Annotated in this window: 14 protein-coding genes; 4 read left to right on the forward strand and 10 right to left on the reverse strand. The window is 64.3% G+C overall.

Features of this window, described 5'->3' with window-relative positions:
- The first annotated feature begins 95 nt into the window (after window positions 1–95).
- From AC1VWL_RS05080 to AC1VWL_RS05090, 3 genes are all read left to right on the forward strand, one after another.
- Entirely contained in the window at window positions 96–1,001 is a 906-nt protein-coding gene (locus AC1VWL_RS05080) for a LysR family transcriptional regulator (protein ID WP_296249089.1), read from the forward strand.
- Window positions 1,002–1,087: 86 nt separating this feature from the next.
- Window positions 1,088–2,272, forward strand: a complete 1,185-nt coding sequence (locus AC1VWL_RS05085) for an OmpA family protein (RefSeq protein ID WP_482985979.1) — start codon at window positions 1,088–1,090, stop codon at window positions 2,270–2,272.
- A gap of 299 nt (window positions 2,273–2,571) precedes the next feature.
- Complete coding sequence (locus AC1VWL_RS05090; RefSeq protein WP_482985980.1) at window positions 2,572–4,491, forward strand: M61 family metallopeptidase; 1,920 nt, start codon at window positions 2,572–2,574, stop codon at window positions 4,489–4,491.
- 304 nt (window positions 4,492–4,795) lie between these two features.
- Here the strand turns inward: AC1VWL_RS05090 and AC1VWL_RS05095 are convergent, their stop codons facing one another.
- The 10 genes from AC1VWL_RS05095 to AC1VWL_RS05140 all read right to left on the reverse strand — a co-directional run bounded on the left by AC1VWL_RS05095 (window position 4,796) and on the right by AC1VWL_RS05140 (window position 19,115).
- A complete protein-coding gene (locus tag AC1VWL_RS05095) occupies window positions 4,796–6,742 on the reverse strand; it encodes an N-acetylmuramoyl-L-alanine amidase (RefSeq protein WP_482985981.1) in 1,947 nt (648 codons plus the stop codon).
- A 387-nt stretch (window positions 6,743–7,129) separates the two neighbouring features.
- Complete coding sequence (locus tag AC1VWL_RS05100; RefSeq protein ID WP_482985982.1) at window positions 7,130–8,860, reverse strand: carboxypeptidase regulatory-like domain-containing protein; 1,731 nt, start codon at window positions 8,858–8,860, stop codon at window positions 7,130–7,132.
- Window positions 8,857–11,013, reverse strand: a complete 2,157-nt coding sequence (locus tag AC1VWL_RS05105) for a hypothetical protein (protein ID WP_482985983.1) — start codon at window positions 11,011–11,013, stop codon at window positions 8,857–8,859. The genes AC1VWL_RS05100 and AC1VWL_RS05105 overlap by 4 nt, the downstream gene beginning before the upstream one ends.
- Window positions 11,010–12,158, reverse strand: a complete 1,149-nt coding sequence (locus tag AC1VWL_RS05110) for a BatA domain-containing protein (protein WP_482985984.1) — start codon at window positions 12,156–12,158, stop codon at window positions 11,010–11,012. Before AC1VWL_RS05110 ends, AC1VWL_RS05105 begins: the two co-directional genes overlap by 4 nt.
- Window positions 12,155–13,057 (reverse strand): DUF58 domain-containing protein, encoded by a 903-nt coding sequence (locus tag AC1VWL_RS05115; RefSeq protein WP_482985985.1) that lies wholly within the window; start codon window positions 13,055–13,057, stop codon window positions 12,155–12,157. Before AC1VWL_RS05115 ends, AC1VWL_RS05110 begins: the two co-directional genes overlap by 4 nt.
- Before the next feature lie 19 nt (window positions 13,058–13,076).
- Window positions 13,077–14,072: an AAA family ATPase gene (locus AC1VWL_RS05120; RefSeq protein ID WP_482985986.1), complete on the reverse strand. Its 996-nt coding sequence runs from the start codon at window positions 14,070–14,072 to the stop codon at window positions 13,077–13,079.
- 16 nt (window positions 14,073–14,088) lie between these two features.
- Window positions 14,089–14,790, reverse strand: a complete 702-nt coding sequence (locus tag AC1VWL_RS05125) for a DUF4159 domain-containing protein (protein WP_482986014.1) — start codon at window positions 14,788–14,790, stop codon at window positions 14,089–14,091.
- Window positions 14,791–14,929: 139 nt separating this feature from the next.
- Complete coding sequence (locus AC1VWL_RS05130) at window positions 14,930–16,264, reverse strand: TldD/PmbA family protein (protein WP_296249069.1); 1,335 nt, start codon at window positions 16,262–16,264, stop codon at window positions 14,930–14,932.
- Between the two features lie 21 nt (window positions 16,265–16,285).
- Window positions 16,286–17,920, reverse strand: coding sequence for a TldD/PmbA family protein (locus AC1VWL_RS05135; protein WP_482985987.1), 1,635 nt, complete (start codon window positions 17,918–17,920; stop codon window positions 16,286–16,288).
- A gap of 295 nt (window positions 17,921–18,215) precedes the next feature.
- Window positions 18,216–19,115, reverse strand: a complete 900-nt coding sequence (locus AC1VWL_RS05140) for a LysR family transcriptional regulator (RefSeq protein WP_482985988.1) — start codon at window positions 19,113–19,115, stop codon at window positions 18,216–18,218.
- A gap of 107 nt (window positions 19,116–19,222) precedes the next feature.
- Between AC1VWL_RS05140 and AC1VWL_RS05145 the strand changes: the two genes are divergently transcribed.
- Window positions 19,223–19,996 carry an SDR family oxidoreductase gene (locus AC1VWL_RS05145; protein ID WP_482985989.1) on the forward strand — a complete coding sequence of 258 codons (774 nt, stop codon included), beginning with the start codon at window positions 19,223–19,225 and terminating at the stop codon, window positions 19,994–19,996.
- Window positions 19,997–20,085 lie beyond the last annotated feature (89 nt).

Below are 20,085 nucleotides of genomic sequence, written 5' to 3' on the forward strand. Positions count from 1 at the left end.
GCCGGCGTTGGAGCAAAGATTAGATTTGGGACGATCACGCCGGTAGACGGCAAATAATGGTCTGATAGTCCTATTTGGTGAACACTGGAGCCGCAATGCTCGACCTGAACGACCTGTACTACTTTGCCAAGGTGGTCGAGCACGGCGGCTTTGCCCCGGCCGGCCGCGCGCTGGGCGAGCCCAAGTCCAAGCTGAGCCGGCGTATCGCCCTGCTGGAGGAACGGCTGGGCGTGCGCCTGATCCAGCGTTCCACCCGCCACTTCTCGGTCACCGAGGTCGGCCAGACCTTCCATGCGCATTGCCGGGCGATGCTGGTGGAGGCCGAAGCCGCGGCCGAATCCATCGAGTTGACCCGTTCGCAGCCGCGCGGTGTGGTGCGGGTCAGCTGCCCGACCATGCTGCTGGATTTCCGGGTGGCGGCGATGGTGGCCGAGTTCATGGCGCACTGCCCGGATGTGGAAGTGCACCTGGATGCCACCAACCGCCGCGTCGATGTCATCGCCGAAGGCGTGGATGTGGCCATCCGCGTGCGCCCGCCGCCGTTGGAGGACAGCGAACTGGTGCTGAAGGTCTTGGGCGAACGTACCCAGTGCCTGGTAGCCGCGCCGTCGTTGCTCGAAACGCACGGGCATTCGCACGGCCCCGCGGATCTGCACCTGCTGCCCAGCGTCGCGCTTGGTGTGCCGCAGGGCGAACACGTCTGGCGTCTGATCGGCCCTGATGGCGCGATGGCCGAAGTGCCGCATCATCCGCGTTTGATCACCCGCGGCATGATGGCGTTGCGTGCCGCGGCACTGGCGGGCGTCGGCGTTGCACAGTTGCCAACGATGATCGTGCGCGATGCGCTGGATGCAGGGCAATTGGTCAACGTGGCCCCGGACTGGGCGCCGCCGAAGGAAATCATCCACGCGGTGTTTCCCTCTCGTCGCGGTTTGTTGCCGTCGGTGCGTTTGTTCATTGATCACCTGGCGGCGTCCTTCGCTGCGCTGGATGAATCCTGATCGAGGCACCGACCGCCAAGCGGTGGTCACGGAAATTGAACGGCGCATTGGCAAGAATGAGCGCTTCGCACAAACGGAGTTGCTGCATGCGTGTTGCTGTCCTGTCACTGGCTTGTCTCAGCGTTCTTGTCGCCGCCTGCGGGCGCGATGCGCCTGCCGATCAACCTGTTGCTGCAACGCCGGAAGCTGCACCTGCAGCGACCGCTGCGCCAACGGCCTCCAACGCGGAAGTGCTGACCGCAGGCAGCATCGAGTTTCCGGTGATACCGACCATCATGGTGCCCAGCATCATCGGCAGCGGCCCGGCACAGAAGCGTCTGGAGCTGTCGATGCAATCATTGATCGATCCGGTCGCCGGCATCAGCGTGCGCCCGGCCAACTGCGCCACCGATGGTGGACTGGTCAATGAAAGCGGCTTCACCAATGTCGACGCACAAGGCAACCTGGAGCGCGTCGGCGGGCACGGCGTGTTCAACATCGGTGCCGATGGCAGCGGCCAGGCGGTAACCGGCGACGGTGTGGTGGAAGTGAAGCCCGATGGCAGCGGCAGTGTGGTCAACGAGGCCGGTACCTTCGAGGTGAATGCCGATGGCTCAGGCACCTATGTGGGCGCGCACGGCAATATCGAGCTGGATGGCAAGGGTGCCGGCAGCTGGGTAGGTGGCTTCGGCAGCATCGAGAACCACGGTGATGGCTCAGGCAGCTGGGTGGGCAGCGATGGCAACATCGAGATCAACGCCGACGGTTCTGGCAAGTGGATCGGCGGCCCTGAGGGTATCGTCGAAAATCGCGGCGACGGTACCGGCACCATCGGTGCGGTGCCGCGCGAAGTGAAGATGGCGCCACTGCCGCCGTTGCCGCCCGCCGGGAAGTTCCCGCTGCTGGACAAGTTCAAGCCGTCCGGTGCGCCGTGCGGCTACGTGATCACCCTCAACGACAAGGTGTTGTTCGATTTCGACAAGGACATCATCCGTCCTGATGCCGGCAAAGTGTTGGATGTACTGGCGACGGCGCTGGGTAAAGTGCCGTCCAGCGCGATGGAAATCCGTGGTCACACCGATGCCAAGGGCAGTGACGACTACAACCAGGACCTGTCCGAGCGCCGCGCCCAGGCCGTGCTTGCGGCATTGCGCCAGCGTGGCAGTGCCACCGACGCGGCAGCACATGGCTATGGTGAATCACAGCCAGTTGCGCCCAATGAGGTAGGCGGCAAGGACAACCCGGGCGGCAGGCAGTTGAATCGTCGCGTGGAGATTTTTGTAAGAACCTGACGGCTGTTCTGTAGGAGCGGCGTAAGCCGCGAAGCCACTGCTCCCACCGGAGCAGCAGACAGCCAGATCCAACCCGGCCGAATAGCAATAGCCACGAATGCCCAGCTTGCAGGCATTCGTGGCTTCGCGGTTTACGCCGCTCCTAAAAAACCGGGCAATCTGGTGATCATTGGTTGGTGCATGAGGCCCCTGCCGAGCATGGCTCGGCACTACCGATGATCTGCAGATGACCATCGGCCCGTGTCATGCCGGTCGGGCTTGTCGCATCATGGTCTTCTCAGACATACGAGAGGTTGGTGATGCATGTGTTCCGTCCTGCAGTACTGGGGTTGGCCCTGATGGCCGCCATGGGTTTGGCCAACGCGGCGCCGGCGGTGGCTGACGTGGACGCACGCGGGGTGAAGATCAGCGAGGCCGCGTATCCGGGCACCATCCGCCTCGAAGTGGACGCCACCGACCTGGGCCAGCGCGTGTTCAAGGTGCGGCAGACCGTACCGGTGCAGCCGGGCCTGCAGCGCTTCCATTACCCGGCCTGGTTGCCGGGCAGCCATTCGCCCAGCGGCCAGATCGAAAAGCTGGCCGGGCTGGTGATCAACGCCAACGGCCAGCGTCTGGAATGGGTGCGCGACCCGCTCGATGTCTACACCTTCAACGTGCAGGTGCCCGAAGGCGTCAATGAGCTGCGCATGGATTTCCAGTTCCTCAGCCCCACCGATTCGGCACAGGGCCGCACGGTGATGACGCCGAACATGCTCAACCTGCAGTGGAACGCGATGCTGCTGTACCCGGCCGGTCACGCCGCACATGCCATCACTTACCAGGCCAGTGCGCGTTACCCGCAGGGCTGGGATGCAGCCAGCGCCCTGACCGTGGCCAGCCGCAACGGCGACACCGTCAACTATGCACCGACCAATCTGGAAATCCTGGTGGATTCGCCGGTGTTCGCTGGGCGTTACCATCGCATGTTCGATCTGGCCCCGGCCGGTACGCGCCCGGTGCGCTTGAACGTGTTTGCCGACCGGGCAAAGGATCTGGAAGCCAAGCCCGAGCACATCGAGCAGCACCGCGCGCTGGTGACCCAGGCACGCAAGCTGTTCGGTGCCGAGCACTACGACCATTACGACTTCCTGTTCGCGGTGACCAACCAGCTTGGCGGCATCGGCCTGGAACACCAGCGTTCCAGCGAGAACAGCGAAGACCGCGATTACTTCAGCGGTTGGGATGCCAAGGTCGGTAGCAGTGATCTGCTCGGCCATGAGTACACCCACTCCTGGGATGGCAAGTACCGTCGCCCGGCCGACCTGGCCACGCTGAACTACAACGTGCCGATGCAGGGCAGCCTGCTGTGGGTCTACGAAGGGCAGACCCAGTACTGGGGCAATGTGTTGACCGCGCGCGCTGGTATCCGACCTTTGGACGCCTCGCGTGATGCGCTGGCGATGGTTGCTGCAACGTATGCAGACAACCGCCCCGGCCTGGAGTGGCGTTCGTTGGGCGACACCACCAACGACCCGGTGATCGCCCGTCGCAAACCCAAGCCGTACCGCGGCTACCAGATGAGCGAGGACTACTACCAGGGCGGGCAGATGCTGTGGCTTGAAGCCGACGTGCGCCTGCGCACGCTCAGTGGTGGCAAGCGCAGCCTGGATGATTTCGCCAAGGCCTTCTTTGGCCAGAATGATGGCCAGTGGGAGCGCCCGGATACCTATACCTACGACGACGTCGCCGCGACCCTGGAGCAGGTGCAGCCGACCGGTGACTGGTCGCAATTTCTGCGTGATCGTCTCGAACGCAGGACCGGCCTGGTTGGCGGTATCGAAGCGGCTGGCTGGAAGCTGGTCTACAAGGACAAGCCCAGCGCCTACTTCAAGGCGACGATGAAGGGCCGTGGTGCCAACTTCATCTATTCGCTTGGTGTTTCCTTGAGCCCGGCCGGTTACGTCAACGAAGTACGCTGGGACAGTGCGGCGTTCAACGCCGGCGTCGGCACCGGCATGCAGGTGCTGGCAGTGAACGACCTGCAGTACAGCGCCGACGAGCTGGAGGAAGCCGTGCGTGCTGCCAAGGACAGCAAGCAACCGGTGCGCCTGCTGGTGAAGGAAGTGGATGTCTACCGCACGCTGAGCATCGATTACCACGGTGGCCTGCGTTACCCAACGCTGGAGCGGATCGAGGGCAGCACCGATTACCTCACGCCCATCTTCACCGCCCGCAAATAAACGGGGGACTGTAGTGCCGAGCCATGCTCGGCAGGGGCTTTACCAGCAAGATCAACAGCCTCCCCCTCATCCCAACCCTTCTCCCGCAAGCGGGAGAAGGGCTAAAGCCAAAGCCAAAGCCAAAGCCAAAGCCGAAGCCGAAGCCGAAGCCAAAGCAGAAGCCAAAGCCGAAGCCAAAGCCAAAGCAGAAGCCAAAGGCCGCCGGCACCTGTAGTGCCGAGCCATGCTCGGCAGGGGCTTTGCAAGGAAAGCCACAGCCCAGGATGGCTGCGCTCTACAGGTAGGGCCGCCGGCTCCAGGCAGATCAGTTCGCTATCTGCACATCATCGATATACACATTGAGGTCATACGCAGTGTTGGCGTGATACAGCCAGATCGCATCCAGCGTGACATTGCTGCCGGTGATCGCCCCATTGCCATTCACCCACGCATTCCACTGCGCCGCGTCGTTCAATGACCACGATACATAGGTCCAGGTATTGGCAGCGATGGCCTTGCTGCTTGAGCGCTCGGTGCCATCACTGTCGTCGATACCGATGCCAACCGTGGTTCCGGTACCGCCACTCCATACCCAGAACCCGACGACACCATTGGCGCGGGTCAGCGCGGTATTGCTTGCAGGCGCACCACTTCCCGACAGCAGACGCACCGCCCAGTCGGCAGCGCTCGCGGTGTTGTCCTTCAGCAGCAGCCGCAACGAACAGCTCCCGTTCTTCTGCGTGGTGCAATCCCTTGTGGCGGTGGATGCCGTGCTGATGCCGGTAGTGCTACCCGAATAGCTGGGGCTGGTATCGAAATGGCCGACGCTGCTCTCGAAGCGATCCAGGTACGTGACCGTGCCGGTGCCACCACCGCTGCCCGGATTCAGCAGCGCGTAGTACTTGGACCAGTTCCAGTTGATGCCCGGGTCGGTATGCGTCTGCCCGCTGTAATGCTGGTGGCCCTTGATCTTGACGCTGGCAGCCAACACGTTGATGCCGCTGCTGGATGCCCCGCTATACGCACTGGCGCAACTGATCGCGCTATACGTGGCGCAGAAGTTGCGAACCAGTGCTGCCGAAGCGTCATACATGGCATTGGTGTACCAGGAGCTGTTGTCGACGTAGCCCTCGTGCTCGATGCCCAAGGTGTAGCTGTTCTGGCTGCCGACGTGCCAGGCGGTATCGGCATTGCGCACCATCTGCGTAACCTGTCCGTCGGAGGAGCGGATGACATAGTGCGCGCTGACCTGCGCGGAAGCATTCTTGAACCAGGAGATGGTGCCGGCGTAGCTGCCCTGCGTGGTGTGGATGGTCACTGCACTGATCGTTGCCGAACGCGATGCCGCGTAGTTGGAGGTCGAGGCGGCGCTCCAGATCGCGGGGCCATAGTCGGTGCTCTGGATGCTGGCATCCAGCGCGGGGTTGGCGGCGGTGTCTCCGGCCGCAGTGCTGCCTGCCTGCAGGGTTTCGCTGATCGGGTCGATACGGAACGCGTCGGTCTCGATGCGATCCCTGCTCACATCCAGGCGCACCATCGGCGCGCGCAATGTCACCAGCTGCGGCGCGTCGAAGGCCAGCTCCCAGGCGATGGCGCGCTCGGGTACGACGATGCCGCGATCATTGACGCCGCGGTCCTGCGCCAGCAGCACATCGTAGGCAAAGCTGGTGCGCGCATAGTCGTCGACTGCGCTGCGTGCAGCCAGGCCGCTGCCGCGAGGTGCGTAGCCGGCGTAACGCATCAGCGCAGGGCGGATCGCTTCAGCTGTCGGCGTGCTGCCAGTGCCGGCACCGGGATGATCCTGGCGGATCTGCGCATCAAGCAAGGCAGCGGCGGCGAGGATATTGGTGGCCGCGTCGCTGCGCACGGCAGCTGCGGATACGCCAAGCAGCTTGGCCGCTTCGCCAACCTGGTCCTCGAAGCCGCCACCGGCATACAAACCCATCACGCCCCACGCGGGTGGCATGCGCAGATGCGCTTCATCCTGATCGGGTGCATCGGGTTGCAGCGGCGACCAGCGGCTCTGCACAAATGCCAACGACTCCAGCGTGCCGCGCGGGATGCTGGGGTAGCGTCGATAGGCTTGCTGGAAGTAGCGCACATACATCGCCCGCAAGGGCAGCATGCGTGCTTCTTCCATCTTCAACTGCATGTCCAGCACCTGTTCGTTGTTGGCAACAGGTGCCTTGATCGTGGTTTGGGCAAGTGCGGGAACAACTACGGCACTGTTGATCACGGCAGACAGCAGCACGGCGGTATGACGGTGCATCATCGGTAGGACCCCCAAAGCTTGGAACCCCCTGCGGTTGTGGTTCTACCGCAGCGGGCCCGCTCGCGGGTGAAGGGGAAGATCAATCAGTGATGGGGTTCAAGGAGTTGTTGGATGGGTTGCATGTGGGTGCGACCGCAATCCAAAGCGAAAGGCACGCCTCCCCAACCCGTCCGGCCCGAAGGCGTAGCCTTCGGTCGTTCATCAGGCCGCGCGCCAGTGGCGCGCAAGCAGGCCTTCTTCACCCCCTTGCCTGCGGCAAAGGGAGGGGGCTGATCATGGGCTCCGAAACGTTATGTGCTGACTTGCCTTCCCATGCATGCGGGGGAAGGTGCCCGAAGGGCGGAAGGGGGCGTTGTTGATGTTGCTCTTTCCGAGCCATCACTCACTTCAGTCTTGCGCTGCCGCTCCACCTGTTCGCCTGCGCTCCAGCCACCAAAGCAAGGAGGCGATCAGCACGAACCCCAGCAACCAGGGCCAACGCGGCCCCGGGATCGGCAGTGGGGTTGCACGTACTGCACTGTCGCTCAATGCAAACGTCGCATCGCGCATCTGTTGTGCATGCAATGCGACTGCTTTCTCCGGATCCAGCAGCAGCAAGCTCTGTTGCTGTTCGCCTGCTTCAACGCGGTGCCATCCGGCCATCTGTGGCCACGCCGCAACACAGTTGCCAGCGGAAGGATCGGGCAGTAGTTCGGTACGACTCCCGTCCTCGGCGACCATTTGCGCCGGAGCGGTCAGTCCGCAGAGGCTGATGCGTTCGCCACTCCAAGCCCAGGCGGGCAGTGGCAGCGTGGGCGAATCCGCAAGCGATCGGGCTGTGCTCGCCAAGGCGGCGTTCCACAGTTCGGCGTGTGCGTCGGCATGGCCCGAGAGCACCAGCGCATAGCTGTCAGTGATCGGCAGCACGCCAACCCTGCCCAGGCCAAGTGCGCGCCAGCCACCTATCGCGCTGCCGTCCGCGGCGCGCAGCAAGGGCACCACATCAGCGCTGCTGAATTCCAGATTGAAGCGCTCGACCGCGAGCGTGGTCCTGTTCTGTTCGGCATCGGTGATGTTGCGTAGTGCGACCGGCTTGGTCTGGTCACCGCCGCGTGTCTCCAGGCCCCATTCGCGCAACGCGCGGCGAGCGCTGCCGTCGAGTGCACCGCTGGTACGCACCAGTACACCCAGTCCGCCGCGTATCGCCTCGGTGATCGCCGCACGCTGCGCGGATGACAGGCCCGCAAGCCGGCGCTCATCAAGCAGCAGCAGGTCCAGGCGGGCGAGACTGGCAGCATCGAGAGAGGCCGGCGCATCGCCCATCTGCAAGCCGCCACCGATCAACATGCTGGTCTGCAGCTTTGCGCCGATATCGCTGCCCCAACGTTGCAGGTACTTCAGTTCAGGACCAGGTGCACCGGCGAGCACGCGGATGCTTGGCGCAGTGCTTGCGCGTACACGCACGGGTACCGGAAGTTGGTCCACTATCTTGCCGCCGGCATCCAACACGCGCAGCGTAAAGACCACGTCGCCGGGCTCGCGGGCGCTGGCACGCAAGTCCGCACGGCCTGCTGCGTCAACAGCACTGATATCGACACGATGAGCGGCAGGGTCCAGCAGTTCGACGCGGGCATCAGACAGGCCCTGCACGCGGCTGTGCACGGTAAAGGCCGCACCCGGCGCGAGCAACGGCGGCGCCTGCAACTCCACCAGCCCCCGTGGTGCAGGGCCGGGCAGGAAACGCAGCGGCGGCAGCGCGATATCACGATCACGTGCAGGCAGGCCTTGGCCGACGATCACCAGCTCGCGCGTGCCCGGATGCTGGCGCAATGCGGTTGCAAGATCCGGCGCCGCTGCTGCTGACAGCAAGGTCGTCGCTTCGGGCAGGCGCACATAGGCCGCCGCGGGCACGGCAGCCAGGTCAGCGGCACCAGCCCCTGCCGTGGCTACAACCAGCGTTCCAGCGTGTCCGGGGCGCGATGGTGGCTGCAATGTGAAATAGAGCAACACCCCGGCTGCAAGCTGCAGCAACAGCAGCGCGGCAAGACGCGGTGCGGAAGGTCGTGGCGATAGCGCGAAGCGCAGACTGCCCAACACCACGGCCAGTGCAATCAACGCAAGCGGGAGCCAAGCCATCATCGTGCTGGCTCCTGCGGTGCCGAAAGTGCTTCAAGGTAGCGGCGGCCGCTGGCGTCCGCGGCAGCGCGGCGCGCGGGAGGTCCTTCAGCGCGTCGCAGTGCCGGCCACAGTTGCGCACGCAGTTCGTTGCGACATGTGCGGCAATCGGGCTGCTGGCGAAGCGCGTCTATCGCGGCAACGACGTCCAGTGCATCCGGTACGGCATTGGGGTTTGCATCCAGCCAGCGCGACAAGGCATCAAGATCGACACTCTCGTCGCTGGATGCCAATGCATGCCATGCGCTCGCAACGACAGCATCTCCCGCAGGACGCGCTGCCAGTTGCACGCTGCGATTGCCAAGCCCATCGCGCTTGCCGGTCATGCGGCGCGCCATGTCGATAGGCGGCAGCTCGCTGCCCACGCGGGCCAGATAGATGCGCTCGGCCTGCTGTACCTGCTTGATGAAGGCCAGTGCCTTGTAAGCGTAAGGCAGCGCCTGGTCCGGATGGCCCTGGCGCAGGTGGCCCTCGGACTGCCACATCTGGTCGAGCGCGGACTTGAGGATGGCGCGGGTCTGCGGATCGAGCAGGGTGGCGGCTTCGGCGTGGTCGTGGGTATGTCCGTACTCGGACAGCACGTCGGTGGCGCTGCCGAACACCGGTGTGCTTTCAGCTGTGCCGCCGTGGTCGTGGCCGTGTCCATCATCTTCGGCATGATTGGCGTGATCCGCATGCCCTTCGCTGCTTGCGGCATTGCCTGTGGGCAGATCACCGGTCGGTGGAGCCTTCGCACCACCTTCGGCTTCTTCGCCGAGGAACTGACCATAGCGCAGGCGCAGGATGCGCTGGTCCACGCCGATCGCATCGGAGCGCTTGATGAAGGTATCGGCATCAAGGCTGCCGCGTTGCTTGAGCAGCGCTTCGGCGTCGATGATGATCTGCCGCTGGCTGCGGAAATAGGCCGGCATCACCTTCTTGATCGCGCCTTCCAGATCGCTGGCCTGCACCTGTTGTTCGCTGGGCAGGCGCAGGATCAGGCTGGCGCTGCGCGCTTCCTGTGGCTGCGGACTGCGGTTGTCGCGCACGCTCAGGCGGGCGACCAATTCGTCGCCAGGGTCCAGGCCCAACGCGGCCAGGTCGGCGCTGTAGGCGAAGCGTCGTGCCGTAGCCGGGCCACTGCCGGTCAAGGTGAGCTGGCGCTGTTGGAACGTGATGTTCTCGCCGCTGCCTTTTGCAGTGGTGATATCCAGCGTCGCAGTGTTGTTCACGCCGAAATCATCGGTGGCCTCGAAACGCAGTTGCCATGTGCGCTGACGCGGTGCGGCTTGATTGAGGGTCTGTGCGGGTTCGATGACCTTGACCTGCGGCGGACGATCGATCACCACATCAAGACGATAGGCGCGTCCAGCAGCTGCCATCGCCGGTTCGGTCTGGATGCGGTACAGGCCTGCACGCTGCAGCACCTCGCTAGCGCGCCAGTAATCGCCATCGCGCTGCAATGTTACCCGGCGGCCGTCGTGGAACTGCAGCCACACTTGCTGCGGCTGTGGTGCGAACTGTAGGCGCCATTGCAGACGGCTGCCTTGCAGGGCGCGTGCATCGAGCTTGTCGCCGGCCGTTGCTGCCTGGCCGCTGTAGGCCGGGGGCGTGATCTGCAGCCAGCTGCCGCGCAATGCAGGTGTGCTGTCCGTCGCGGCAGTTTCGGTGGCGCTTCCACCAGCGACAACAGGAGCGGTGGCTGTAGCGCGCGGCCACAGCAGCGCAGCACCCGCGATCAGAGCGGCAGCCAACAGGCACAACAACAGTCGCCGCCAGGGCCAGGCAGGACGCAGGTCCGGTGGATTGCTTTGCAGGCGCTGTTCGACATGGCGGCGCTGGCGTTGCTGCAGCGGGTTGAGCGTGGGGGCGGTGGCGAACAGCAGGTCAGCACTGTCCTCGAAACGCGGGTGATCGTTCAGACGCGCGACCAGCCAGCGCGGATCCAGGCGGCGTGCACGCCAAACCGCGACGCCAACAGCAACCAGCAAGGCCGCCGTGGTGGTGATGTAACCGGCGTCGAAGCCGAACATGCGCATTGCCAGCACGCCGACAGCCAGTGCCAGCGGCAGGCCGGCGGACAAGGCAATCAGCAGCGTGCGTCGCCGTGCAGCGCGCAGAAGAGAGGGCGCGCTCATGCCTGGCCCCGGCGACGCGGTGCGCTGGCCAGCCAGCGCTCAAGCAGGAACAGCAGGGCAATCGCCAACAGCAGCCAATGGTTCAGTTCGGTTGCGGGCTGCGGGTAGGGGGCAGCGCCGGTCTCCGGTTGCATCGTTGCTGCGAGCGCGCGCCGTGGCGTCGGCGCAGTCTGCAGCACACCGCGCAGGTCGTTCGGGAAATTCGCGTCAAGCAGCGTCGGCAAGCTTGCCGGCTGCAATGGTGTTGCGAAACGCAGCCACTGGCCTTGCGCCGTGCCAATCTGTTCGATTACCAGCACACCGTTGGCATCACGCCATAGTGGTGTGCGTTGTGCGTCGGCGGGTACCGGTGTGCGTGCATCCACCAGCAGGCGGCCGCCGCGCTGCAGCCATGTGCCGGTATCGGCGGGTAATGGCTTGGACGACAACCAGACGCGCAGCTTGTCGTCATTTCCGAATGCGACGGTGTCGTTTGCCGTCTCTGGCTTTGGTCCACGCCACGCGCTGGCGACCGCATTGAGATAGCGCAAGCCTTGCCTGCCAACTTCGTCGTGGCGGATCCGCAGTTCCGGCGCGGCAATGACGGCTGGTTTGTTGGCAACTGCGCTCTGCTCAAGTACCTGCCAGCGCACTACACGCGAAAGCTGTGGCCGTTGTGGGTCCAGCCCATCGACTACCGACGGGACAACCACGGTGAGCGTGGCATCGGCAGGTAGCGATGCGTCCAGCTCACGCAACAGGCTGGATACTGGCTGTGGACCTTGCGGCGCTGCGGTCTTGTCGATTTTCGGGAAGCCCGACGCCAACCATAGCCACTGTGCATCGGCATTACCCACGGCGCGTTGGGCGGCGGCAAGATCAACACCGGGTAACACCGCGACGCGCGGCTGGGTATCAGGCACCCCGGTCAATGCTGGCCGTGCCAACAGGACGGCAAGCAAGGCGAGCAGCAGCAAGCGCAGCACCAGCAGCGGCCATTCGTCGAAGCGGATGCGGCGGCGCGGACGCGGCCTGGCTGATAGCCAGCGCAGCGCGGCGAAATCGATGATGCGTTGCTCGCTGCGGCGGGCGAGGTGGATCAGCAGCGGCAGCAACAGTGCTGCCAATGCAAGGAAGCCGGCTGGGAACAACCACAGCAGGTTCATGCGCCGCTCCCGGCACGGCGTCCGAACAGGCGCTGCAAGGGTGCGTCGATGGCTTCATCGAGATAGGCGGTGTCATGGCGGATGCCGGCGGCCTGCAGCCGTGCGTCCAGCACGCGCTGTGCTTCCTTGAAACGGGCGAGGTATTCGGCGCGCACCGTTGCGCCATCGCTCAGCAGCTCATCGCCGGTTTCCGGGTCACGAAAGCGATGGCCATCGCGGAACGGAAAATCGCGCTCTTCCACCGTCAGCAGCTGCAGGTGCACGACATCGCGACCGGCCTTGGCCAGGCGCTCGGCCAGTTCAACACCTGCGGCATCAAAGCCATCGCTGATCATCACCACCAGGTCATTGCTGGCGATGCGTTCCCACAAGGGAGACAACTTCTGCTGTGGCGGCCATTGCCCTGCAGCCTTCAACCCATGCAGCTGCAGGTGCAGCCGATCACGCTGGCGCAGGCCGTTGCCGGCCGGCAGCAACTGCACGCCATCACCGCCAAGTGTGATCAGGCCGAAGGCATCACCCTGCTGCATCGCCAGCTCGGCAAGGCAGGCGACCAATGCCTTGGCCGCGTCCAGGCGCTGCCAGTCGGGCCGTGCCTGATCGGCCTGTGCCATCGAGGCGCTGGCATCGAGCAACAGCCAGACGGTGATCGGACTTTCGCGTTCGGATTCGCGCACGAAGAAGCGGTCCGAGCGCGCATAAAGCTTCCAGTCGATCTGGCGCAGCTCATCGCCCGGCTCGTAGGCGCGGTATTGCGCGAATTCCAAACCGGCACCACGGCTGCGGCTGGCATGCGCGCCGATGCCACGGCTGCCGCTGGCCCGCTGCGGCCACAGCCGCAGGCTGCGCAGGCGACTGCGCACGTCGGCGGGAATCAGCGGTGGCGTGGGGGCAGCCATGTGCAGAACGTCTTGTCGATCAAGCCGGGAACGGCACCGCGCGCAGCAGGGCGGCGATCACGTCATCGGTACTCTTGTGCTCGGCCTCGGCAGCGAACGACAGCAGCAGGCGATGACGCATCACTGGCGCGGCCAATGCCTGCACATCCTCGCGGGTGGCGGCGAAGCGACCTTGCAGCAGGGCGCGTGCCTTCGCCGCCAGTACCAGTGATTGACCGGCGCGCGGGCCGGCACCCCATTTGATCCAGTTGTTCACTTCGGCAGGCGCGCTGGCGCCGGGCCGGCTGGCACGGACCAGGCGGGTGATCCAGCTGAGCAGGTCGGGGCTGATGTGGACTTCACGTACTGCTGCCTGCAGGGCCTCGACCGCTTCGGCGTCCATCACCTTGGGAACGACGCCGCTGCGGCTGCCGGTGGTCTGGGCGAGGATGTCGCGCTCTTCGGTTTCGCTCGGGTAGTCAACGCGGACATGCAGCAGGAAACGATCCAGCTGTGCCTCCGGCAGCGGATAGGTGCCGGCCTGCTCGATCGGGTTCTGCGTGGCCAGCACGAAGAACGGCGAGGGCAGGGCGTAGGTGGTGCCGGCGTAGCTGACGGTGCGTTCCTGCATCGCCTCCAGCAACGCAGCCTGGGTCTTGGGCGGTGTGCGGTTGAGTTCGTCAGCCAACAGCAGGTTGGTGAAGATCGGGCCTTGCTGGAAGCGGAACGCGCGCTTGCCAGTGCCATGGTCTTCTTCCAGCAGTTCGGTGCCGAGGATGTCGCTGGGCATCAGGTCGGGGGTGAACTGCACACGTCGAAACTGCAATTCCAAGGCTTGGCCGAGTGAGCGTACCAGCAGCGTCTTGCCCAGGCCGGGCGCGCCTTCGAGCAGGCAGTGGCCGCCGGCCAGCAGGCCGATCAACAGTTGTTCGACGACCTCGTGCTGGCCGACCACGGCCTGTGCGAGCGCGCTGCGCAGCTCGTTCAAGCGCGGCAGCAGGGAATCGACATCGTGGCTGGGATCGGGGGCAGTCATGCGGTCACCTGTGGGGTCAATGCGTCAATGCGTACATCACGATGTTCACGCCGAATTTGGTGTTGTCTTCGGCCAGGAAGCGTTTGTTGCGCCAGTCGTAGTCCCATTCGCAACCGTAGTCCTTGTTGCTGTAGAGCACGCCCAGCCGGCCATCGATCTCGATGCCCTTGAGGTAGTCGTGAACCAGGTCATCACCCCAGCCGTTCAGCTCGAAACCGGTGGCCGGGGGGCCTTCGGGGAACTTGAAGAAGCTGTTGTAGATGGCGTGGGTATTGGGCAGTTTCTTCATTGCGTTGGCGCCGAAGATGCTGCGCATCTGTGCTTCGAAGGAGGTGGCGAACAGGCCGTCGATGTCGTGGTTGCAGTCATCGACGAAGACGAAGCCGCCGTTGCGCACATAGCGTTCGAAGTTGCGGCGCTCTTCCGGATTGAACTCGACCAGCTTGTGCCCTGAGAGATAGCAGAAGGGTGCGGCCAGCATCTTCGGGTCAGACAGCGCGATGACGTGTTCCTTGGGGTCTACGCGCAAGGTGGTGTAATCGACCAGCGAGGTGATCAGGTTGGACGGCATGCGCGCGTCCACGTCCCAGTCGCCGGAGTCGTAGCGCAGGCGGGTGAACCAGAAGTCGTAGCGGCTGGCCTGCGCGCTTGCGATGCCCGGCAAGGCGGCGCTCACCGCGCCGCCCAGCAGCAGGTGAAGGAATTGCGCTCGCGTCAGACGGGGTGGGGACAAAAGCAGAGGACTCGGTTTAAGCCCCTCTCCCTTCGGGAGAGGGGTTGGGGTGAGGGTAAGCGCTTCAGGCCCAACCCTCATCCGCCCTTCGGGCACCTTCTCCCGGCGGGAGAAGGGAAATCAGTTACACCGCATCCGACAACGAGGTAAACGTGAAGTCACGCAGCTTCATCGGCGGGATCATCATCACGAAGCTGGACTCGTCACCGGCCACGCGCACCGGCTTGCCCAGCTCGTCGATGTTGTTGAGCATGATCACCGGCGACTCGTTGAAGCGGAAATTCTTCACCGGGTGCTTGATCTGGCCGTTCTCGATGTAGAAGGTGCCGTCGCGGGTCAGGCCGGTCAGCAGCACGGTCTGCGGGTCGACCATGCGGATGTACCAGGTGCGGGTGACCAGGATGCCCTTCTCGGTACCACGCACCAGTTCGGCGATCGACTTGGTGCCGCCGCTCATCAGCAGGTTGCCGGCGCTGGCCTTGGCCGTTTTGCCCTGCTTCTGTGCCCAGTAACGCGAGTAATCAAGGTTGGCGACCTTGCCGTCCTCGATGATGGCGATGCGCTCGCGCGGCATGCCTTCGCCATCCCACGGCAGCACCGCTGCGTCCGGATGCCAGGGATCTGCGAACAGATTGACCTTGCTGTCGTAGACCTGCTCGCCCAGTTTGTTGCCGCCGCCCTTCTTGGACAGGAAGCTGCGGCCTTCATCGGCCGAACGTGCACTGAAGAAATTCATCATGAAGCTGATCAGGCCAGCAGCGGCCGCCGGCTCCAGGATCACCGTGTACTTGCCCGGCTCCAGTGCCTTGGCTTCAGCCGATTCGGTGGCCTTGCGCTTGGCGATCTCGATGTCCTGGTCGGCCTTGAAATCGGCAGCGTTGGCGAGGTTGCGGCCAACCCAGCCCGAGCCGCGGCCGTCTTCGGTACGCACGGTGCAGGTGTAGTTGAAGTTGGTGGTCTTCTGGTAGCCGAAGTTGCCATTGCTGTTGGCGATGGCGACAAAACCGTTGCCGTCTTCCAGGAAGCCGGCAGCGATCAGGCCATGGCCGCGGCAGGGGGTGATGGAGTCAGCGGCCACCTGGGCGCGGAATTCCGGGGTGATCGCCGCGGTCGATTCGCTGAAGGTGGGGCTCGAACGGTATTGCTGCTTGCCGATGGCCGGCATGAACTCCGGGTTCTCCGGTGCCAGCTTGGCCAGGTCCTCGGCGCGGCGGACCACACGCTCCAGCGAGGCGTCGTCGAACTCGTTGATCGACGCAGTGCCAACGCGCTTGCCGAAGGCAACCTGCACGGCGAGTTCGGCATTGCTGACGATACCGCTGGTGGAGACGTTGTTCAGCGCGAAACGGATGTTGCCGTCGACCGAGCCGGCCAGCGTGGCGGTGCATTCATCGGCCTTGGACAGCGCGATGACCTTGTCCAGGATGGCCTTGGCTTCCTGTTCGGTGAAGATGCTCATGGTTCAGAAGCTCCTTGACGATCAGCCGAGGCTGCGCGCGGTATTGATGACGTTGATGCCGTCGAAACGGGCGGTGGACGAGCCGTGCGACACGGCCGAGACCTGGCCTGGCTGGCCCTTGCCGTCGAAGAACGAACCGCCCAGGCGGTAGTCGCGTTCGTCGGCGATGGCGCTGCAGGCGTTCCAGAATTCCGGGGTGCGGATCTGGTAGGCCACGTCCTCGAGCATGCGGGTGATCTGGCCGTTCTTGATTTCATAGAACAGCTGGCCACCGAACTGCGCGTTGTAACGCTGCTGGTCGATGGAGAACGAACCGTCGCCGATGATGTAGATGCCGTTCTCGACGTTCTTGATCATGTCGGCCACCGACAACGGGGTCTTGCCCGGCGCCAGCGACACATTGGCCATGCGCTGGAACTGCACGCTGGACCAGGAGTCGGCGTAGCAGCAGCCATCGGATTCGGTCTTGCCGAGGATATGTGCCTGGTCACGGATGGTCTGGTAGTCGACCAGCTTGCCGTCGCTGATCAGCGGCCAGCGCTTGGTTTTCACGCCTTCGTCGTCGTAGGCAACGGCGCCGAGCGAGCCCGGCTGGGTCTTGTCGGCAAAGATGTTGACCTTGTCGCTGCCGTACTGGAAGCGCTGCTCGCGCTTGTCCAGGGTGGCGAAGCTGGTGCCGGCGTAGTTGGCTTCGTAGCCGAGCACGCGGTCCAGTTCCAGCGGATGGCCGACGGCTTCGTGGATGGTCAGCCAGGTGTGCGACGGGTCCAGGACCAGGTCGTACTTGCCCGGCTTGACCGACGGTGCCTTGAGCTTTTCCTGGGTCTGCTTGGCGGCGGCGATGGCGTCTTCGCGCATGTCATAGGACTGGCCGTAGACGGTGACGCCATTGGGCAGCACGGTCTTGCCGGAGGCGTCGCCATCCAGGTATTCGTAGCCCAGGCCCATCGGCGAGGACAGGCCGGCGCGGGTGCGGAACTTGCCGCTGGCCTTGTCGATGGCGGTGACCGTCATCGGTGCCCAGATGCGGTGCACGTCCTGGTCGATGTAGGAGCCGTCGGTGGAAGCGAAGTACTTCTGTTCGTTGACCAGGAACAGCATGGAGTTGACGAAGCTGGCGCCGGCGCCGATGGCTGCGGCATTCACGCCCAGCAGCAGATCGGCCTTGTCCTTGATCGGCACTTCCATCGCGTTCTTCTTGATCGGCGTACGCCAGCTGACCTCGCCGTAACCGGGTGCCTTGGCGAACTGCACCGGCGCGGTCTGCACCTTGGCATTGGCCTTGGCGATGGCGGCGGCCTGCTGCGCGGCCTTGACCACGCCGGCAGGGCTCAGGTCATTGGTGGCGGCAAAACCCCAGGCGCCGTTGACGATGACGCGGATGCCGGTGCCGGTGGATTCGGTGTTCACCACGTTCTGGACCTTGTCCTCGCGGGTGATCACGAACTGGCGCAGGTAGCGGCCGATGCGCACATCGCAGTAAGTAGCGCCGGCGGCACGCGCGGCATTGAGCGCGTCATCGGCCAGGCGCTTCTTCAAGGCCGGATCGAGTGCGGTCAACAGGTGCTCGGCGGCGATGGCCTTGCCGAAGAAGGACGGCACCATCAGGCCGCCAGCGGTAAGCCCGGTCAGGGCTAGGAAGTCACGTCTCTGCAAGGCTGCTCTCCACGGGGCAAGGCCCGCAAGGCGGGCGCTACGGCAACAAATGACGGTGGCTTCGCGGTGTTCTGCGAACTGTTCGATTCTTGCGGGCAGGTGTTTGCAGCGGTAGTGACTTTAGGCATGGACTGACGATTTATTTGGGGTTTCTGCGAAGCGCTCCCTCTCCCCAGCCATCTCCTTCGCCTGTTGCCAGAAGGGCGCGGGCTTACTCCCTCCCTTTCGCATAGCGAAGGGGAGGGTGGGGGAGGGGTAAGCCCCTGCTGTGCCGGCAAGCAGGCAAACCATCCAATCACCCAACCACTTCCAGCAACACCTTCTGCAACCAGTCCACGAACACCCGTAGCCGTTGCGAAGGATGGCGACGGTGCGGGAACAGCAGGTGCATTGGCATGGGATCGGCACGATGCCCGGGCATCACTTCCAGCAGACCGCCAGCCGCCAGCTCGGCACGCACGTCGTAGGCGGGAATCTGGATCATCCCCAGGCCGGCGATGCAGCAGGCGATATAGGCCTCGGCGCTGTTGACGGTGACCCGCCCCGCCAAGGGCTGGCTGCGCAGGACGCCGTTCTCGCGCCATTCCCAGGACTCGACCCGGCCGTTGCCGGGGGAGGCATACAGCACGCCCCAATGCATGCCGAGCTGCGAAGGATGCATGGGCATGCCATGGCGTTCCACGTACGCAGGGCTGGCCACGTTGATCAGCGGCAACTGGCCCATGCTGCGTGCCACCAGCCGTGAGTCCTGCAACGGACCTACCCGCAACGCGCAATCCACACCGTCCTCGATCAGGTCGATGCTGCGATCGGTCATGCCCAGTTCGACGTCGATCTGCGGAAACGCCTGCAGGAAGCCGGGCAATGCCGGGGCGATGACCAGGCGACCGATGCGGCCGGGCACATCCACCTTGATCCGCCCACTCAGGGCCTGTGGTGATTGCCGGAACAGCTGCTCGGCCTCGTCCGCATCGGCGATCAACTGCTGGCAGCGGGCATGGAACAGCAACCCATCCTGGGTTGGCGTGACCCGCCGGGTGGTGCGGTGGAGCAGGCGCGTGCCCAGCCGCTGCTCCAGCGTGCGTACCGCCTCGGACACCGTGGAGCGCGGAAGCTTGAGCTGGTCGGCGGCGCGGGTGAAGCCGGCGCAGTCCACTACCCGCACGAAGACGCGGTACAGCTCGATACGATCCATGGCGATTGTCCGGATGGGCCGACAAGTGAAGTCAGAATGACCGGCTTTATCCGGAAAACCAAGTCGATAGGCTCTGTTGGCATTCCCCCAAGCCACAGGAGTTCGCAATGACCGACCATCGCATCCACGGCAAGACCATCCTCATCGCCGGCGGCGGCAAGAACCTGGGCGGCTTGTTGGCCCGGGATTTCGCCAGTCAAGGCGCCAGCGGCGTGGCCATCCACTACAACAGCGAGGCGGCGCGTGCCGAGGCCGAAGCGACCGCCGAAGCGGTGCGTGCAGCCGGCGCCAATGCACATCTGTTCCAGGCCGACCTGACCTCGGCTGCGGCGATGGAGCAACTGTTCGATGACGCGAAGCAGGCCATGGGCCGCATCGATATCGCCATCAACACGGTCGGCAAGGTGCTGAAGAAGCCGATGACGCAGATCAGCGAGGCCGAGTTCGATGCCATGGATGCGGTCAACAACAAGACCGCGTTCTTCTTCCTGAAAGAAGCCGGTCGGAACCTCGCCGACAATGGCAAGGTGTGCACGCTGGTGACGTCCTTGCTGGGCGCATTCACCCCGTTCTATTCCAGCTATGCCGGCACCAAGGCACCGGTGGAGCACTACACGCGTGCGGCGGCCAAGGAATTTGGCGAACGTGGGATTTCAGTGACCGCGATTGGCCCGGGACCGATGGACACCTCGTTCTTCTATCCGGCCGAGGGTGCGGATGCGGTGGCCTATCACAAGACTGCAGCGGCGTTGTCGCCGTTCTCCAAGACCGGGCTGACCGACATCGAGGACATCGTGCCGTGGGTGCGCTTCCTGGTATCCGAGGGCTGGTGGATGACCGGGCAGACGATCCTGGTCAATGGTGGGTATACGACGCGGTAAGGCGGTTGACCTTCTCCCTTCGGGAGAAGAGCTTGTCCCCGCGAAGGCGGGGATGCCCCGAAGGGGCGGATGAGGGTACGAGTGAAGTC

It is taken from the genome of Stenotrophomonas sp. STEN063, from assembly GCF_056854515.1.

Excerpts from the sequence above, each read along its gene's own strand:
- AC1VWL_RS05080 (WP_296249089.1), top strand. The coding sequence starts at position 96 with ATGCTCGACCTGAACGACCTGTACTACTTTGCCAAGGTGGTCGAGCAC.
- AC1VWL_RS05085 (WP_482985979.1), top strand. The coding sequence starts at position 1,088 with ATGCGTGTTGCTGTCCTGTCACTGGCTTGTCTCAGCGTTCTTGTCGCC.
- AC1VWL_RS05090 (WP_482985980.1), top strand. The coding sequence starts at position 2,572 with ATGCATGTGTTCCGTCCTGCAGTACTGGGGTTGGCCCTGATGGCCGCC.
- AC1VWL_RS05095 (WP_482985981.1), bottom strand. The coding sequence starts at position 6,742 with ATGATGCACCGTCATACCGCCGTGCTGCTGTCTGCCGTGATCAACAGT.
- AC1VWL_RS05100 (WP_482985982.1), bottom strand. The coding sequence starts at position 8,860 with ATGATGGCTTGGCTCCCGCTTGCGTTGATTGCACTGGCCGTGGTGTTG.
- AC1VWL_RS05105 (WP_482985983.1), bottom strand. The coding sequence starts at position 11,013 with ATGAGCGCGCCCTCTCTTCTGCGCGCTGCACGGCGACGCACGCTGCTG.
- AC1VWL_RS05110 (WP_482985984.1), bottom strand. The coding sequence starts at position 12,158 with ATGAACCTGCTGTGGTTGTTCCCAGCCGGCTTCCTTGCATTGGCAGCA.
- AC1VWL_RS05115 (WP_482985985.1), bottom strand. The coding sequence starts at position 13,057 with ATGGCTGCCCCCACGCCACCGCTGATTCCCGCCGACGTGCGCAGTCGC.
- AC1VWL_RS05120 (WP_482985986.1), bottom strand. The coding sequence starts at position 14,072 with ATGACTGCCCCCGATCCCAGCCACGATGTCGATTCCCTGCTGCCGCGC.
- AC1VWL_RS05130 (WP_296249069.1), bottom strand. The coding sequence starts at position 16,264 with ATGAGCATCTTCACCGAACAGGAAGCCAAGGCCATCCTGGACAAGGTC.
- AC1VWL_RS05140 (WP_482985988.1), bottom strand. The coding sequence starts at position 19,115 with ATGGATCGTATCGAGCTGTACCGCGTCTTCGTGCGGGTAGTGGACTGC.
- AC1VWL_RS05145 (WP_482985989.1), top strand. The coding sequence starts at position 19,223 with ATGACCGACCATCGCATCCACGGCAAGACCATCCTCATCGCCGGCGGC.